A 17,370-nucleotide genomic window follows, 5' to 3' on the forward strand; every position below is an offset into this window, starting at 1 on the left:
GAACGCGACGGACGCCGGCTGCACTACGAGGTGCTCGGCCGAGGCGATCCCGTAATGCTGATCCATGGGTTCACGAACGCCGGGTGGTCCTGGATGAACCAGGTCGCCGCCCTGGTGTTCGCCGGCTACAGCGTGATCCTACCCGATCTTCGCGGGCACGGCCTGTCGGATCCCGCCGCCGACGTCACCACCGTGGACGATCTGACCCGGGACGTCATCGGCTTGCTCGACCATCTCGCGATCGCGCGCGTCTCGGTCTGCGGCTTGTCGCTCGGCGGCATGATCGCGCTGACGCTCGCGCTCGAGCAGCCGCAGCGGGTCGACCGGCTGGTCGTGGCCAATTCGCGGGCCGCGTTCAACGACCCGGCGACGGCGGATCTCGTCGCCGGCTGGGTCGAGATGTTTCATCAGCTGGGCGGGCCGCTCCGACGCTTCCAAGCGACGTGGCCCGTGATGCTCAACGCGCAGTACCGGGAGAGCTCGGCCGGACGCGCGACTTACGCGACCTGGTGCCGCTTGGCCGAGCGACACAGCGGGTCCTCACTCGCGAACGTCGCCCTCGGCATGCGCGCGTTCGACGTCGCGGGCCGCCTCCAGGGTATCGGGCATCCCACCCTGGTGATCGCCGGCGAAGAGGACAGGCTGTTCCCGCCCGCCGTCGCGCGCGAGGTCAGCGACGGCATGGCCGATGCGCAATTCACGATCATCCCTGGGGCAGCGCACATCTCGTCTCTGGATAGCGCGGAGGCGTTCAACGCGCGCCTGCTCGCCTTCCTCGCCGGTTGATCGAGAACGCTGAACCCCTCGGATGTCCCGCTGATACGGGTCCTTCCCTCAGCGTGGCGGGACGTCCCAACCCGCCTGCTTCAGCCGGGCGCTCCCGTTCGGTCCGGTCACGAAGGCGATGAAGGCGCGTGCCGCGCTCGGGTCCTGCGTCGTCGTCGTGACGGCGGCGGCGTAGGGCGTCCACGTGTTGACGGCCTCGGGCAGGAACCCGGCGAACGCCACACCTGGTGCGTCGATGAGCTCGCTGGCCTGTGTCAGCCCGATCGCTGCCCGGCCTGAGGCGACGGCAGATGCCACCTCGGCGCCGGTGGCGCACAGCACCGCTCTGGCCTGCACTGCCTCGGCGAGGCCGAGCCGGGTCAGCATCCCGTCGAAGAAGGCGCCGGCCGAGCCGCCGCCCTTGGGATCGATGTAGGCCACGGTGGGCGCCGCGAGGAGCGCGGTGCGGAAACCCGCCTCGCCCGTCAGGTCGGGGAGCGCGGCCCTGGATCTGACGGCGGCGCCGAGCCGCATGCGTGCGATATCGACCTTGGTCTCCGGGCGGACGTCGCCGCGCGCGACGAGCGCGTCGATGCCGGCCGAGGCGGTCATGGCCACGTCGGCGTCTTCGTGCGCGGCAAGCTTGGCGAGGACGCCGCCCGCATTGGTGATCGTCAGGACGAGGTGATCGCCGGTCATTGCCTCGAACGGCCCGGCGAGGTCGCGCAGGCTGGACGCGTAGACGCCCGTCGCGAGCACACGGATGTCGGCCGCCGCCGCGGGCGTGCTCAGCGCAGCCATGCAGGAGGCGATCGACAGCAGCTGAGCTCGGCACATGGCATTTCTCCTCAGGCGCGATGCCTGCGATCGCGCGAACCGACGGGATGCGCCGGACTTTGGACCACGGAGCGCTGCACTCTACACACGATGGGCCGCGTCCGGCCGCCGTCCGCCTCCCCGCCTGTCGCGCCCTCCCCCGTCCGAGCGCGGCCTCGGAGACGCCTGATACGGCGGCACCGGGACGCCTCTCCTCGTGGCATCGCCGCTCGGGCGCTCCGGGAAGTGATCCCGGATAGCGAGTGCGGGCCGTCGGCCACAGGGCGCGGAGCGGGCGGTGCTCGAAGCTGGGACTTACCCCTCATCCTGCCTCGCGGGTCTTCGCCCGCGGGGCGAGCGTTGCGGTCTGCACCTGCTCACCCGGTAGAACGGGGCTCAGCGGCGCGCGCGTGCGGCCCAAATCCAGCGCGAGAGCGGCGCCCGTGGCCGTGACCAGGGCGAGCGGCAGCAGGCCCAGCGCGTAGCTGCCGCTCGCATCCTTGATCACGCCCATCAGGTACGTCCCGACGAAGGCGCCGAGATTGCCGATGGCGTTGATCTGCGCGATCCCGGCCGCGGACGCGCCCGGCGGCAGCCATTCCGTGACCATGGCCCAGAACGGGCCCTTGACGGCGTAAGTCCCCAGGATCGCCAGGAACAGGATCGCCACCGTCGGCCCGAACCCCTGGGCGGCCAGCGCCGCGGCGAGGCAGAGCGCGGTGAGCGCCTGCGGCCCGGCGACGTGCCAGGCCCGCTCCCCCGTGCGGTCCGAGCGTCGGGCCCAGAGCACCATCAGCCCGGCCGCGACCCCGAACGGCACCGAGTTGAGCAGGCCGATCTCCATGGTCGTGAGGCCGTAGGATTTGAAGATCTGCGGCTGCCAGATCGACAGGCACGCGCTCGCGCCGACGCTGCCGGCGAAGATCAGGCCCGCCGCCAGCACGCGCCGATCGAGGATCACCCGCCAGACGGAAGGCCGGACCAGCGGCTGCTCCGCGCGCTCGGCTTCCAAACGTCCGGTGAGCCAGCCGCGCTGCGCCGCGTCGAGCCAGGGCGCCCGGTCCGGCCCCTCCGGGAGGAACCGCAGGACCAGCACGCCCAGCACCACGGCCGGCATCGCCTCGACGATCGACATCAGCTGCCAACCGCGCAGACCGAGCCAGCCGTCGAGCCCGAGCAGCGCCGCCGAGAGCGGCGAGCCGACGAAGTTCGACAGGGGCACGGCCACCGCGAAGAGGGCGATCACCCGGGCGCGATAGGCCTTTGGGAACCAGCGCGTCAGGTAGAAGATCACGCCGGGATAGAAGCCGGCTTCCGCCGCGCCGAGCAGGAAGCGCACCGCGCAGAACGAGACCGGTCCGACGACGAGCGCGGTGGCCGCGGAGATCACCCCCCAGGTGATCATGATGCGGGCCAGCCACAGCCGGGCGCCGAACCGCTCGAGCATCAGGTTCGAAGGCACCTCGAACAGGAAGTAGGCGATGAAGAACAGGCCCGCGCCCAGGCCGAAGACCGACGCGGATAGGCCGGCATCGGCGTTCATCTGCAACGCCGCGAAGCCGACGTTCACCCGGTCGATGAAGGCGACGAGGAAGCCCAGCATCAGGAGCGGCATGATCCGCAGCGTGACCTGCCGCATCGTCGCCCGCTCGATCTCGGACGGGGTCTCGTCGCTCGTCGATGTCACGGGCCGCTCCGGGTCTGAGGGGGCATCCGCGCGCAGAGGCTGGCCCGGGCGCAGGCGACCGGCCGCACGGGCTGTGCCAGCTCGGCCCGGCCCGTCAGGTGCCGACCCGGAGCGGGGCGGCGAGCTTGCGCAGGTAGGCGATGACCGACAGGGCCGTGATGCGGCCCGTACGGGGGTTCTCGTCGGTCGGCACGTTCTCGATCGTCATGGAGAACCGCGCCGCGTCGGCCTCGACCTCGATGCGGTGGGTGTTGCGGTCGAGATTCGGGTCCGCCCAGATCTCGAGCTCGGTCCGATCCGGTCCGATGCCGGCGAGTGAGAGCGCGACCGCGACGTTGAGGTTGGCCGGAAACCCGCGGGCTGCCTCGCGCGGGCTGCCCGAGAAGACCCGCATCGGCTCGGTGATGCCGGCGATCTCGATGCCGTTCTCCACGAGGTAGGGCGCGCCGACGAGGCCGCGCACGGGCTTGCGGGTGATCATCCGCACCGTGTGGATCGTGCCCTCCGCGGCGGCCGTCACGGCGTCGAGGCCGAGCAAGGCGCCGGTCGGGACGACGATCTGACCGCCGTAGGCGCGGGCGGTCGCCACGAGGTCCTCGTGGTCGAGGAGCGCCCCGCAGCTCAACACGACGGCGGTTTTGCCCGCCGTCACGAACGGCCGCACGATCGCCGGGAGATACTGGGACGGCGCGCATTCCAGCACGATGTCCGCCCGCGGCTACAGGGCATCGAATGCGGTGACGACCTCGGGGGGGGCGGCGAGCGCCGCGAGCTCGGCGCGGGCTTTGCCGCCATCGCGGACCGCGACGGCGGTCAGGCTCAGTCCGGGAATGGCCCCCCCGTCGAGGGCGCGCGCCACGGCGCGCCCGACAGTGCCGAGGCCGGCGATCGCGACGCGCCCACCGCGGACCGGCGATCTGGCTGCTTCCTGCGGCGGCATGCTGGGATCCCGTTTTTTCGAGGCCGGAACGGCTGGCCACCGCCACCCTTTGCATCGGCCGTGCCGATGGATGACGCGGATCGCTTCCATCTTGGACCGCCGGTCAACCGGCGGCTAGGCCCGAACGCGCCGCCGGCATGCGGCTTGCCATGTGCCCCTGGGGATGTGACCCTGACCGGCGCGCCGGGCGCGTGCGTGCTCGACGAGGTGCAGGATGGATCGCCGTCGGTTCCTCCAGCTCGCAGCGGCTCAGGCCCTCACCGCGGGCATCGCACGGCCAGGCCGCGTCGCCGCGCAGGGCACGCGCGTCCTGCGCTACGTGCCCTACACCGACGTCACGGTCCTCGACCCCACCTGGAGCACCGCCTACGTCACCCGCGACCACGCGGCGATGGTCTACGACACGCTGTTCGCCCTCGACGAACGGCTGACGCCCCAGCACCAGATGCTGGCCGGCCACACGGTCTCGGACGATGGCCTCACCTGGGATCTCACCCTGCGGCCGGGACTGAACTTCCACGACGGCTCGGCCGTGCTCGCCCGGGATTGCGTCGCGAGCCTCGTGCGCTGGGCGCGCCGTGACGCCTTCGGCGGGGCGCTGATGGCCGTGACCGACGAACTCGCGGCGCCCGACGACGGCACCATCCGCTTCCGCCTCAAGCGGCCCTTCCCGCTCTTGCCCTACGCCCTGGCCCGCAACGGCGCCCCCTACCCCGCGATCATGCCCGAGCGGCTGGCACGGACCGACGCCTTCACCCAGCTCACCGAGATCGTCGGGAGCGGCCCGTTCCGCTTCAAGGCGGACGAGCGCGTCGTCGGCGCGCGCGCCGTGTACACCCGCTTCGAGGGCTATCGCCCGCGCGAGACCGGGACGCCGAGCGGCACCGCCGGGCCGAAGATCGTGCACTTCGACCGAGTCGAGTGGCTCGTCCAGCCGGACGCGGCCACCGCCGTCAACGCCCTCGTCGCGGGCGAAGTCGACATGTTCTACAATCCACCCACCGACCTGTTGCCGGTCCTGCGCCGCAGTCGCGACCTCCAGGTCTTCCAGGGCGATCCCCTCGGCAACGTCGCCCTGATGCGGGTGAATCACCTGCACCCGCCCTTCGACAATCCGGGCGTGCGCCGCGCCGTCCTCTCGGCCGTGCGCCAGGAGGACTTCATGCTGGCGATGATGGGCGAGGACCGCGCCCTGTGGCGCGACGGGGTCGGCGTCTTCCCGCCCGGCACGCCGATGGCGAGCGAGGCCGGCCTCGACGTCCTGACGAACCCGCGGCCGGTCGAGGAGGCCAAGCGCGCGCTGGAGGAGGCGGGCTACCGGGGCGAGCGCGCGGTGGTGCTGATCTCGACCGACAGCCCCAAGCTCCAGGCGCTGGGCGAGGTGGCGGCCGACCTGATGCGCCGCATCGGCATGAACGTCGACCCGCAGGTCACCGACTGGGGCACCGTGGTGCAGCGCCGCGCCAAGAAGGAGCCGGTCGCGCAGGGCGGCTGGAGCGCGTTCTTCACGACCTTCTCCGGCCAGGACCTCCTCGACCCCGCGGGCTACCTGGCCCTGCGCGGCACCGGCGAGCGCGCGTGGTTCGGCTGGCCGACCGACGCACGGGTGGAGGATCTGCGCGCCCAGTGGCTGGCGAGCGGCGATCCCGCGCAGCAGCGGGCGATCTGCAGGGACATCCAGGCACGGGCGATGGCCGAGGTGCCCTTCCTGCCGCTGGGGCAAGCCTTCTACGCCACGGCGGCCAAGCGCGACCTCACAGGCATTCTGAAGGGCTTCAGCACCTTCTGGAACGTGCGGCGGGCTTGAGGGGATCGGGATCATGGCGGATGACCTCGCCTACACGCCCGCGGCGGAGCTCGCGACCCTGATCCGAACGCGGCGGCTGTCACCGGTGGAGCTCATGACGGCGACGCTCGCGCGTATCGCCAGGGCCCAACTGGTGCTGAACGCCTTCATCACCGTCGCGGAGGAGCAGGCGCTCGCCGGTGCCCGGGCAGCGGAGGCCGCGGTGATGCACGGAGAGCCGCTGGCGCCACTGCACGGCCTGCCGGTCTCGATCAAGGATCTCGTTACGACCGCCGGGATCCGCACCACTTGGGGCTCGCGCGTCTTCGCCGCGCACGTGCCGGAGGCCGACGCGGAGGTCGTGACCCGCCTGAAGGCTTCCGGCGCGATCGTCGTGGGTAAGATCACCACACCGGAATTCGGTCAGCAATGCCTAACCGAGGCGCCCCTGTTTGGGCGCACGCGCAAAGCCTGGGACGCGGGCCGCACGTCGGGCGGATCCAGCGGCGGGGCGGCGGTCGCCGCGGCGGCGGGACTGACCGCGCTCGGCGTCGCCACGGACGGCGGCGGCTCGACGCGGATCCCCGCCGCCTGCAACGGCGTCGTCGGATTCAAGCAGGGGCTCGGCGTCGTGCCGCAGGAGTACGCCCAGGATGGGTTCGGCAACATCTCCTACGTGACGCCGATGACCCGCACCGTCCGCGACACGGCGCTGATGCTGGACGCGATGGCTGGACCCGACCCTCGGGATCCGCTCAGCGCGGGCCGGCCCCAGCCAGGCTTCGTCGCGGCCCTGGACACGCTCCCTCCGAGGACGAAGCCTCTCGCCGGGCTGCGCGTCGGCTGGCGGCCGCTGCTCGGCAACGCGCACGTGGCGACCGTTGTGCTGGCAGCCTGCGAGCGGGCGGTCGCCGCCCTGGCGGATCTCGGCGCCGAGACGCGCGAGCAAGAGGCGCCGTTCGAAAATCCCGAGGCGCTCTGGTTCGTCAGCAACGGCGCCTACCGGATGGCGCAGTTCGGCCACCACATGGCGCGGCACAGGGAGATCCTGTGCCCGACCTTCGTGCGCCAGATGGACCGGGTGCGCGACGTCTCGGCGGCCGAGCTCTACGCGGCGATCTTCGCGCGCACTGCCCTTTACCGGCAGGTGCAGGGATGGTTCTCAGATACCGACATCCTGGCGATGCCGACCCTGTCGCGCACAGCCCTACCGATCGACCAGGACTTCTTCGGGCCGATCACGATCGACGGGACGTCCGTGCCGAACCTGCGCGCGGCCTGGTACCCGTACACCATGCCATTCAACCTCACCGGCAACCCGGCCGTGAGCCTACCCTGCGGCTTCGACGAAGCGGGACTGCCGATCGCGATCCAACTCGTCGGACGCGTCGGCGAGGATGCGCGCCTGCTGCAGGTCGCGGCCGCCTTCGAGCGGGCGAAACCCTGGGCGGACCGGCATCCGCCGCTGCCGGAACTCGACTGACCCGAGGAGCAGAAATGGCCCCCTACGATCCGAACCGCCGGACCCCAGGCTTCGACGCCGCCGCGGAGGCGTTCCGCTCGGGCGCCGATTCCCCGCGAGCTTACCTGGAGCGCTGCCTCGCAGTGATCGCTCAGTGCGAGCCCGTGGTGCGGGCCTTCGTGGTCGTGAACGAGGCCGGGGCGCAGGAGGCTGCGGACGCCAGCGGCGCGCGCTGGCGGGCGGGGCGGCCGCTCTCGCCGATCGACGGCATGCCGGTGGGGATCAAGGACCTCCTCGAGACGCGCGACATGCCGACCCAGATGGGCTGCGCGGCCTACGCGGGCAACTTTCCCCGACGCGACAACGCCGCGGTCTGGGCGCTGCGCGAGGCCGGGGCTGTGGTGCTCGGCAAGACCACCACGGCCGAGCTCGGCGGTACGCACCCGCCGGCGACGACGAACCCGTTTGATCCGGCGCACACGCCGGGCGGGTCGTCCTCGGGCTCGGCCGCCGCGGTCGCGGCCGGGATGGTGCCGGCCGCGATCGGCAGCCAGGTCGGTGGCTCGATCATCCGGCCGGCGAGCTACTGCGGCAACTGGGCCCTGAAGCCATCCCAAGGCGCGATCAACCGCGGCGAGCGACAGGCGACCAGTATGAGCACGCACGGCGTGCACGCGACCTGCGCGGAGGACATGTGGCGCGTGTCGATCGAGATCGCGCGCCGGGCCGGCGGCGATCCGGGGCGCGCCCCGCTCGCCGGCCCCGCGGACCCGCCCTCCCCGCACCGCCCGCTCACCGTGGCGGTGATGGAGACGGAGGGGTGGGAAGCGCTCGACGACACGTCGCGGGCAGCCTTCGAAGCTGTGGTGGCGCAGATCGCCGACGCCGGCGTCTCGGTGCTGCGCCGCCGGGACGCCCCCGCGATCGAACGCCTCGAGCGCACCCTCGTCGGCGTGCGCGAGATGGCCAACACGATCACGGCCTGGGAGAATCACTGGGCGATCCGCAACCTCGTGGCGCAGCACCCCGACGGCGTCAGCGCGCGAGCCAAGGCCACGGTCGCGACCGCGGAACGCCTGGGGGTCGAGGGCTACCAGGATCTACTGCATCGGCGGGAAGCGGTGCGCACCGTGTACGCGGCGCTGGCGCCCACGCTCGACGCGCTGATCGCGCCGGCCTCGCCCGGACCGGCGCCACCTTGGTCGGGCGATCGTCCCGGCGAGCCGCTCGCGCCGCGCCCGACGGGGGATTCCGTGTTCAATACGCCGAGCTCGCTCCTCGGCGCGCCCGTGGTGACGGTCCCCCTCACGGCCGTGGGCGGCCTGCCGATGGGCATTCAGGTCGTCGGGCAGCCCGGCACGGACGCGCGGATGACGGCGATCGCGCGCTGGATGGATGCGGCGGTGCGGCGGGTGGTCCTCTGACCGAGCGGCGGTGATCCCGTTGCCGTCCGTGATTTGCGGCCCAGCTGTGTAGGCCAGACGAGGGCAGGAGAGATCTATGGACATCGATCGACGCCTCCTCCTGGCCGGCGCGGCCGCACAATTCCTGGCCTCCCGCGCTGCCACAGCCGAGGATCGCCCCATCGCGCCGGCCGAGACCCGGATGAAGGCCATCGTGGTCGGACCGGAGGGGCCGAGCCTCGTCGAGATCGACACGCCGACGCCGAAACCCGCGGAGGTGCTCGTCCGGGTTCGGGCCGCCGCCCTCAACCGCGCCGATCTCGCCGTCGCCTCGGGGCAGCCGCACGGCCCGACCGGAGGGCCCGACGCGATCCCGGGGCTGGAGTGGGCCGGGGAGGTCGTGGCGGTCGGCGCGGCCGTGAACGACTTCCATCCGGGTGACCGCGTCATGTGTTCCGGCGCCGGCGGCTACGCCGCGTATGCCGTGGCGGATCACGGGCGGACCCTTCCGCTTCCCGCGGACCTGTCGTTCGAGGTCGCCGCGACCTTGCCGGTCGCCCTGCAGACGATGCACGATGCGCTCATAACGCAGGCGCACCTGCAACCGGGCGAGACCGTGCTGATCCAGGGGGCGAGTTCCGGCGTCGGGCTGATGGGGCTTCAGATCGCTCGGTGGCGGAGGGCCTCATTGGTGATCGGCACGTCGCGAAGCCCCGAGCACCGCGCGCGCCTGGCCGAGTTCGGCGCAACCCTGGCGATCGACACCAAGGATCCGACTTGGCCCGAGCAGGTACGGGCGGCGACCGGCGGCCGGGGCGTCGACGTGATCATCGATCAGGTCTCAGCGCCGGTCGCCAACGGCAATCTGCAGGCGGCGGCGGTCCTGGGCCGCATCGTCAACGTCGGCCGCCTCGGCGGGAGCCGGGGCGAGTTCGATTTCGATCTGCACGCCACGAAGCGCATCAGCTACATCGGCGTGACCAACCGGACTCGGTCGATCGAGGAGCAGCGCGCGATCACCGCGCGCGTCCGGGCCGACCTGTGGCCGGCGATCGCGGCCGGGGGCTTCCATCTGCCGATCGATGGCCGCTACGCTCTGGCCGAGGCGCCGGCCGCGCTCACCCGCATGAGGAAGAACGAGCATTTCGGGAAGATCGTCCTGACCGTCTGACGCATGGTTCTCGGCTCGCCGATCGCCGACGGCTTGGTCGCGTCGAGGTCAGCCTCTCGGCGCCGCGGCCGGAAGTGCGGGCTTCACCTCACCGCCGAACCAGCCCCGGACCGTGCCGAGGATGTCGCTCGGGATCACGACCCAGGATGGTAGGAAGCCCGAGACGCTACCGTTCCAGCGCCCCGCCAGCGTCTGCCGCGCCTGCGCGTCCGAGCGGCGGATCTCCAAGTCGAGGATCCGCTCCTGGATCGGCAGCGTGGCGAGCTGCGCCTGGGCCGACTGCGCCCGCTTGTTGGCCATGAACGTGTCGTCGATCGCCGCCTGGATCGCGGCGTTCTCGAAGTTCAGCTCGTCGGCAAAGCCCAGCGTCGTGACTGTGACGCCCATCGGAGCGAACTGGTCGATCACCGCCTTCTCGACGGCCGCCATGATCTCGGCCTTCTGGTGGATCGCGTCATCGGTCGAGCGGCGGCCGAACTCGCGCGCGAGCGCCGCTTGCACGGTGCGGTGGACGTTGCCGTCGACCACCTCGGCGAGCGAGCGGCCGTAGAGCACCGAGGCGAAGCGCGCCTCGTCCGTGTCCTGGGCGGCCGGCTTCGTGCCGAACCAGTACAGGAACTTGGCCGCGTCCTCCTCCTTCACGAAGGCCGAGATGACCACCGAGGTCGACAGCCCGATCGAGTCTGCGGTCTCGAAGCGGAAGCCCTGATCGGCGCTCGACGTGCCTCGATTGGCCGACGTCGTCCACTCGCGCGACACCGGCGTGCGGTCGACGATGATCAGGCGCGCGGCCGGCACGTAGTAGTCCGACAGCGTCCCGGTGTTCGGCAGCTTCGTGTGCGGGATCTGCACGCGCTTGGCCGCGACCTTGCTCTCGGCGAGGAACCGCTCCGAGCCGAACTGCGCCTGCGTGGTCTTCGTGTCCCCGCTCTCCGGGATCACGAAGGCCGACTGGTTCGGCAGGATCTCGATGTATTCGCCGTAGTCGTACTTGCTGAAGTAGGCGCGCGCGGGCTCAGGCTCCACAAACGCGCTGAGCCCGAGGAGCAGGATAGCGAGGGGGATGCGTCGGGCGGGCACGAGCCAGATCACTGTGAGGACGGCGAGCAGTGCCAGGAACGGCAGGGGCGAGCCGCCAGCGAGGTCGGACGCGATCTGTGTCTTGAAGGGGGCGGCATCGCTGTCGGAGAGTTGTGCGACGGCTATACGGCCCGCGGCCAATCCGGCCTCGGTCGAGGCGAGCCGCGGCAGGCCGGCGAAAACCGCGACGGCGCCGAGCGACAGGCCAGCGCGGATGAGCGTAGACATGCAAAGTCTCAAGGATCGAATGCCCAAGATGAGCGTCGCCGATATCAGTACTCGTGCCGAAGCGTGTCAGGGTCTTTTTCGCGAAGCTCGGCCTTGAGCCGAGCTGCCGCGGTATGGAACAACCCCTACACTCCTTCGTTTGGGGTGCCGCCCGCAGGGGCAGGCCGCGCACCGGCCGGCGTGAGATGCTCCGTCGAATCGCCGGATCAGGCGTGCCGACTACCCCATGCTGGACCAGCCGCGGCGGTCCTGGCACCGGTCGTGAATTCCGCGGGGCGCAGCGTGGCCACAAAGCCTTCCGGCGCTCTCGTGCCAAAACACGTCACGCCGGAAGGCTGGCGCCGCGACCATCGCGTCACGTAGGGCGCGGACGGCGTTCACGGCTCCGCCGCCACGGGCGTCGTCGGGTTCACGGGCGGCTCGGATCGGTCCGAAGACGCCGAGGCCGAGGGCATCGGGCGTCCGAGCAGGACGACGGCCACCGTGGCGACCGCGGTCACGCCGGCGAGCGGCAGGAGCGCCACGGTCCAGCTTCCGGTCGCATCCTTGATCGCCCCGGTCGCCCAGCTCGTGAAGAAGCTCGCGCCGGTGCCCACCGCGTTGATCTGTGCGATCCCCGCGACTGCCGCGCGCGAGGACAACCACTCGGTCGTCAGCGCCCAGAAGGGGCCGCGCGACGCCGATACGCCGAGCAGGGCGAGGCACAACAGGAATACGGTCGGGATCAAGCCGTGCAGGACGAGGCACAGGCAGAGGCCCAGCGTCGTCAGTGCGGTGGGCACGGCCGTGTGCCAGACGCGCTCGTCGCGCCCATCGGAACTCCGGCCGCCCGCGTACATCGCCAACGCGGCGACGGCGAACGGGATCGCGTTCACGAGGCCGACTTCCGCCGTCGAGAGGCCGAACGACTTCAGGAATTGCGGCTGCCACAGTGACAAGCCGGCGTTGGCGGTGGCTTGCCCCGCGTAGATCAGCGACAGCACCAGCACCGTGCGGTCACCCATCACCGCCCAGACGGAGGTCTTCTCGACGCTGATCCGTGCGGCAGCGTCGGCGGCGAGACGGCCGGCGAGCCAATCCTTGTGCTCCGGGTCGAGCCAACGTGCCTGCGCGGGCGAGTCGGTCAGCCAGAACAGGCCGACGAGGCCGATCAAGACGGCCGGCATCGCCTCGATGATGAACAGCCACTGCCAGCCCGAGAGGCCGAGACAGCCGTCGAGCCCGAGCAGTGCCGCCGAGATCGGCGAGCCGACGATACCAGCCACAGGGCTCGCGACCATGAACAGGCCGATGACGCGGGCCCGCTCCCGGGCCGGGAACCATTGCATCAGGTACAGGATCACGCCGGGCACGAAGCCGGCCTCCGCCGCGCCGAGCAGAAACCGCAGCACGCAGAAGGAGACCGGACCGGAGGTCAGCGCCATCGCCCCGGAGACGAGCCCCCACGTGATCATGATCCGCGTGAGCCACAGGCGCGCCCCGACCCGGACCATCGCGAGGTTGCTCGGCACCTCGAACAGCAGGTAGGCGATGAAGAACATCCCGCCGCCGAGACCGAACGCGCTCGCCGTCAGCCCGACTTCCCGGTTCATCTGCAGGGCGGCGAAGCCCGCGTTGACCCGGTCGATGTAGTTCGCGAGGTAACTCAGCGCCAGAAATGGCAGCAAACGCAGGCTAATCCTGCGCAGAGCTTCTCGGCCGACCGCGTCAGTCGGCGTCGACGGGATACTCACGGTTGTCCTCCCAGTATTTGGGCCGGCCCACGTCTCGACGCGCGGGTCACGGCGGCTCTAGATGGCGGGTGGCCCGAACGCGCCGGAGAGCGAAGGCCGCATCCGTGGTGGTCCCGGGCCGGAGGCGACGTCATGCGCATACGAGATGTCACTGTGACCCTGTTCGGCTGGGACGATATCCCGCCGACGCGCTACTCCGGACGCACGGCGCGCGCGGTGGGCAGCAGCCAACTCGGCCTCGTCACGATCCACACCGACGAGGGCATCGAGGGCCACGCCTTCCTCGGCTCGGCGTACGGACCGGCCGATCTCGACGCGCCGCTTCTCGTGCGGGTGCTCAAGCCGGTGCTCATGGGGCGCGATCCCCTCGACCGCGAGCGCCTGAACCAAGAGCTGTGGGCCCGCGTGCGCGCGGCCTCCGTCCGGACGATTGGCGCGCTCGACGTCGCCCTGTGGGACCTCGCCGGAAAGGCCGCCGGCCTGCCGATCCACCGGCTCATCGGCACCTATCGCGACCGCGTCCCCGCCTACGCCAGCTCGCAGATCCTCGAGGGGGCCACGGCCTACGTGGAGCAGGCGTGTGCGTATCGCGAGGCCGGCTGGAGCGCCTACAAGATCCACCCGCCTCAGGTATGGCGCGACGACATCGCGATCTGCGAGGCGGTGCGGGCCGGGATGGGTGACGGGTTCACGCTGATGCTCGACGCCTGCTGGGGGTATACCTACGAGCAGGCGCTGCGGGTAGGCCGCGCGATCGAGGCGGCGGGCTACTACTGGTACGAGGATCCGCTCACGGATTCCGACCTCTACGGCTACGTCAAGCTCAAGGCCAAGCTCGACGTGCCGATCATGGCGACCGAGTATCCGCAGGCCGGCTTCGAGTCCTACGCGCCCTGGATCCTGCAGCGCGCCACCGATTTCCTGCGCGGCGACGTGGCGGTGAAGGGCGGCATCACCACGCTCGTCAAGGCGGCCCATCTCGCGGAGGCCTTCGGGATGAACTTCGAGGTCCATCACGGCGGCAACTCGCTCAACAACGTCGCCAACCTCCACGTCGTCATGGCGATCCGCAACACCGAGTTCTTCGAGGTGCTGCTGCCGGATGCGGCGCAGAAGTACGGGCTCGCCGAAGACATCGCTGTCGATCCCGCCGGCATGGTGCACGCGCCGACGGCGGCCGGGCTCGGCGCGGAGATCGACCACGAACTCATCCGTGCAAAGACCAAGACGGTCCTGACGTAGGAGCACGCTCATCGCGGTCACCTGTTCCCGATCATGACGCCGCGTGCGCCCGCGGCCGGCGGCTCGCTGCCGGGTCTTCGATGAGCCCGGCGGCGTCGGCGAGACCGGCGATGTACTGGCCCGCCTCGCGGATATCCTGCCGGATCGCCGCGGCTGCCGCCTCCGCGTCACCCGTGCGCAGGGCCGAGAGTGCCGCGGTGTGCAGGTCGCTCCCCTTCTCGAGCAGCACGTAGTCCGGGATGACGTAGGTCAGGACTGGGCCGCACCTGAGCCAGATGTTCTCGATCAATCCCTCCAGGATCGGCATGCGCGCGAGGGCGTAGAGTTCGAAGTGGAAGCGCCGGTGCAGATCGAGATACGCGTCGAGGTTCTGCTGCCGGATCAGGGCCTTCATCTCGGCGAGCAGTGCGTCGAGGACGCCGAGATCGCCCGGGGCTGCGCGCTCGGCGGCGCAGGCCGCGGCCCGGCCCTCAAGGTCGCAGCGGATCGTCAGCAACTCGTCGAAACGCTCCACGTTCATGCGCGGAACCACGGCGCCGCCGCCCTGCCCCGAGCTGCCGCGCTCAAGCACGTGCTCCGCGATCAGCCGGTTGACCGCATCGCGGACCGGCGTGAGGCTGATGCCGAGCTCGGCCGCCACCTCGCGTAGGAGGATCCGCTCACCCGGCCCGAACCGGCCGCCGAGCATGGCGGTCCGCAGCTCCGCGTAGGCCTGATCCCAGAGCGGCAGCCGCTCGACGTGCCTCATGATATTGACTCCCCCTGTCCGCCAGCAATCCCGAGCCGCTGGATCAGGATGGATCAGCGAGACCGGCTGCGACCGCGCTTGACAACCTACCCGCTTTCCATCGTTATAACAAACAACGAAGACGGGAGGAACGCCATGCTGACCCGCCGCAGCGTCGTCGGAAGCCTCGCCCTGGGGGGGCTTCGCACACAGATTGCACTGGCGCAGTCGGGCTTCCCGGCGCGCGAGATCACGTTCGTCGTACCCTGGAACGCGGGCGGCTCGAACGACATCCTGGCGCGCGGGCTGCAGCCGCTGCTCAAGGAGCGCGGCATCACGGTCATCATCGAGAACCAGCCCGGCGCCACCGGCGCGATCGGGATGCGACGCGTGGCGACGGCGAACCCCGACGGCTACACGCTCGGCATGGGGACGAGCTCGACGCTGGCCTACATGGCCGAGGGCAAGACGCCCCTGAAGAGCACTCAGTTCACCCACATCGCCCGTGTGTCGATCGATCCCCTGATGCTGCTCGTCCCCGGCTCGAGCCCGCACCAGACGCTGGACGACTTCCTCGCCCACATGAAGAAGAACCCGGGCAGCGTGTCGATCGGCACGCCGGGCAACTACAACCTCAACCACATCTTCGCCTCGATGACCGCCCGGGCGGCCGGCGTCGCCTACATCAACGCGCCCTATACCGGCGGGGCCAAGGTCATCACCGACCTCGCCGGCGGGCAGATCCAGGCCGCGGTGCTCAAGCCCGCGGAGTCGCTCGGCCAGTTGCAGCAGGGCCTGGTGCGCGCGCTCGGCGTGTTCGCCGACGAGCGCCTCCGGCAGTTCCCCGACGTGCCGACCTTCAAGGAGCGCGGCTACGACGTGTTCCCGTTCGGCCCGGTGGAGCAGATGGCCTACGTGGTCGCCCCGGCCAAGCTTCCGCCGGAGGTTCGCACCAAGCTGACAGACGGCTTCAGCGCCGCGATCGGGGACCAGCGCTTCAAGGATTTCGCCGAGCGCAACGCCTTTCTGATCGCCCCCCTGACTGGCGATGCGCTGGCCGCCGAGGTCGATCGGGTCGAGCAGTCGATCAAGGTCGTGGCCGAGAAAGTCTTCAAATCCTGAGCCGACGTGCCGCTCTGAGCGCTCGAACGATCTGAACAACGACCGGGACGGATAGCGTGACCAAGATCAAGACCATCACCTGCCACGTCGTGACCACGCCGATCAAACGGCCGTTCACCTCATCGCGCGGCTGGCTGTACAAGACCCGCGGCACCTGCCTCGTCGAGATCGAGACGGCCGACGGCATCGTCGGGTGGGGCGAGTGCTACGGGCCTTCCGCAGTCGCCAAGGCGTTCATCGACACGCAGCTCGCGCCCCGGGTGATCGGTCAGGACCCGTTCGACGTCGAGGTCGTCTGGGAGGACCTCTACAACCGGATCAAGGATTACGGGCCGAAGGGCATGTCGATCGCCGCGATCAGCGGCATCGACATCGCGCTGTGGGACATCATCGGCAAGAGCGTGGGCAAGCCGGTGCATAAGCTCATCGGGGGCGCCTTCCGCACCAGCGTCGACGCCTACGCGACCGGCCTGTACTTCACCGACATGGACCGGCTCGTCGAGGAGGCGGTCGAGGAAGCGCGCGGCTACGTCGAGGCCGGCTTCAAGGCCGTGAAGATGAAGATCGGCCTCGGTTCGATCGAGCGCGACATCGCCCGCGTGGCGGCGGTGCGCGAGGCGGTCGGCCCGGACATCCGCCTCATGGTCGACGCCAACCACTCGCTCTCGGTCCCAACCGCCATCCGCATGGGTCGGCGGCTGGAGGAGCTCGGCATCGAGTGGTTCGAGGAGCCGATCTCGCCGGAGGATCTCGACGGCTACGTCGAGGTCACCCGCGCCCTCGACATCGCGGTGGCCGGCGGCGAGAACGAGTTCACCCGCTGGGGCTTCCGCGACGCCATCACGCGCAAGGCAATGGACATCGTCCAGCCGGACGTGTGCGCGGCCGGCGGCATCACCGAGTGCAAGAAGATCGCCGCGATGGCGACGGCGCACGGCGTCGAGTGCGTGCCCCACGCCTGGGGCTCGGTCGTCGGCTTGGCCGCGACCATCCACTTCCTCGCCTCGATCCCCGATCAGCCGCCCTGCCTGTTCCCGGTCGCGCCGATGCTCGAGTTCGAGCAGGAGGAGAACCCCTTCCGGGATCATCTCGCCCGCGAGCCGATCCGGCAGGTCGGCGGCAAAATCGCGGTCCCCACCGCGCCGGGGCTCGGGATCGAGGTCGACCGCGCCGTGATCGACCGCTACCGCGCGGCCTGAGGCACACTG

Annotated in this window: 13 protein-coding genes and 1 pseudogene; 8 read left to right on the forward strand and 6 right to left on the reverse strand. The window is 70.6% G+C overall.

Annotated features, from left to right (window positions below):
- On the forward strand, nt 1–786 hold a 786-nt coding region (locus MKK84_RS06335; RefSeq protein WP_243917715.1), incomplete at its 5' end, for an alpha/beta fold hydrolase.
- A 48-nt stretch (nt 787–834) separates the two neighbouring features.
- Here MKK84_RS06335 and MKK84_RS06340 read toward each other — a convergent pair.
- From MKK84_RS06340 to MKK84_RS06350, 3 genes and pseudogenes are all read right to left on the reverse strand, one after another.
- The gene (locus MKK84_RS06340) at nt 835–1,602 is read right to left on the reverse strand and encodes a molybdate ABC transporter substrate-binding protein (protein WP_243917717.1); all 768 of its coding nucleotides are present in this window, start codon (nt 1,600–1,602) and stop codon (nt 835–837) included.
- 301 nt (nt 1,603–1,903) lie between these two features.
- Nucleotides 1,904–3,268 carry an MFS transporter gene (locus tag MKK84_RS06345; protein ID WP_243917719.1) on the reverse strand — a complete coding sequence of 455 codons (1,365 nt, stop codon included), beginning with the start codon at nt 3,266–3,268 and terminating at the stop codon, nt 1,904–1,906.
- A gap of 94 nt (nt 3,269–3,362) precedes the next feature.
- Nucleotides 3,363–4,208: pseudogene (locus MKK84_RS06350) on the reverse strand (aspartate dehydrogenase).
- 214 nt (nt 4,209–4,422) lie between these two features.
- On the opposite strand from MKK84_RS06350, the gene MKK84_RS06355 reads away from it, so the two are divergent.
- The 4 genes from MKK84_RS06355 to MKK84_RS06370 all read left to right on the forward strand — a co-directional run bounded on the left by MKK84_RS06355 (nt 4,423) and on the right by MKK84_RS06370 (nt 10,030).
- Nucleotides 4,423–6,015 (forward strand): ABC transporter substrate-binding protein, encoded by a 1,593-nt coding sequence (locus MKK84_RS06355; RefSeq protein ID WP_243917721.1) that lies wholly within the window; start codon nt 4,423–4,425, stop codon nt 6,013–6,015.
- Between the two features lie 13 nt (nt 6,016–6,028).
- Complete coding sequence (locus tag MKK84_RS06360; protein ID WP_243917722.1) at nt 6,029–7,477, forward strand: amidase; 1,449 nt, start codon at nt 6,029–6,031, stop codon at nt 7,475–7,477.
- A gap of 14 nt (nt 7,478–7,491) precedes the next feature.
- Nucleotides 7,492–8,880, forward strand: coding sequence for an amidase (locus MKK84_RS06365; RefSeq protein WP_243917724.1), 1,389 nt, complete (start codon nt 7,492–7,494; stop codon nt 8,878–8,880).
- 181 nt (nt 8,881–9,061) lie between these two features.
- Nucleotides 9,062–10,030 carry a zinc-binding dehydrogenase gene (locus MKK84_RS06370; RefSeq protein WP_243917891.1) on the forward strand — a complete coding sequence of 323 codons (969 nt, stop codon included), beginning with the start codon at nt 9,062–9,064 and terminating at the stop codon, nt 10,028–10,030.
- Between the two features lie 48 nt (nt 10,031–10,078).
- Here MKK84_RS06370 and MKK84_RS06375 read toward each other — a convergent pair whose 3' ends face one another.
- Nucleotides 10,079–11,338, reverse strand: coding sequence for an SPFH domain-containing protein (locus MKK84_RS06375; RefSeq protein ID WP_243917726.1), 1,260 nt, complete (start codon nt 11,336–11,338; stop codon nt 10,079–10,081).
- A gap of 377 nt (nt 11,339–11,715) precedes the next feature.
- On the reverse strand, nt 11,716–13,005 hold the full coding sequence (locus MKK84_RS06380; protein WP_243917728.1) for an MFS transporter: 1,290 nt from the start codon (nt 13,003–13,005) through the stop codon (nt 11,716–11,718).
- 198 nt (nt 13,006–13,203) lie between these two features.
- Between MKK84_RS06380 and MKK84_RS06385 the strand changes: the two genes are divergently transcribed.
- Nucleotides 13,204–14,313 (forward strand): enolase C-terminal domain-like protein, encoded by a 1,110-nt coding sequence (locus tag MKK84_RS06385; RefSeq protein WP_243917730.1) that lies wholly within the window; start codon nt 13,204–13,206, stop codon nt 14,311–14,313.
- A 31-nt stretch (nt 14,314–14,344) separates the two neighbouring features.
- On the opposite strand, the gene MKK84_RS06390 is transcribed toward MKK84_RS06385, so the two are convergent.
- Nucleotides 14,345–15,061, reverse strand: coding sequence for a GntR family transcriptional regulator (locus MKK84_RS06390; protein WP_243917732.1), 717 nt, complete (start codon nt 15,059–15,061; stop codon nt 14,345–14,347).
- A 135-nt stretch (nt 15,062–15,196) separates the two neighbouring features.
- Here MKK84_RS06390 and MKK84_RS06395 point away from each other — a divergent pair, with 135 nt between their 5' ends.
- Together MKK84_RS06395 and MKK84_RS06400 are read left to right on the forward strand one after the other, a co-directional pair.
- The gene (locus MKK84_RS06395; protein ID WP_243917734.1) at nt 15,197–16,162 is read left to right on the forward strand and encodes a Bug family tripartite tricarboxylate transporter substrate binding protein; all 966 of its coding nucleotides are present in this window, start codon (nt 15,197–15,199) and stop codon (nt 16,160–16,162) included.
- Between the two features lie 56 nt (nt 16,163–16,218).
- Nucleotides 16,219–17,361 (forward strand): mandelate racemase/muconate lactonizing enzyme family protein, encoded by a 1,143-nt coding sequence (locus MKK84_RS06400; protein ID WP_243917736.1) that lies wholly within the window; start codon nt 16,219–16,221, stop codon nt 17,359–17,361.
- The last annotated feature ends 9 nt before the right edge of the window (nt 17,362–17,370 follow it).

It is taken from the genome of Methylobacterium sp. E-065 (assembly GCF_022829605.1).
In the GTDB taxonomy this organism is placed as follows: domain Bacteria; phylum Pseudomonadota; class Alphaproteobacteria; order Rhizobiales; family Beijerinckiaceae; genus Methylobacterium.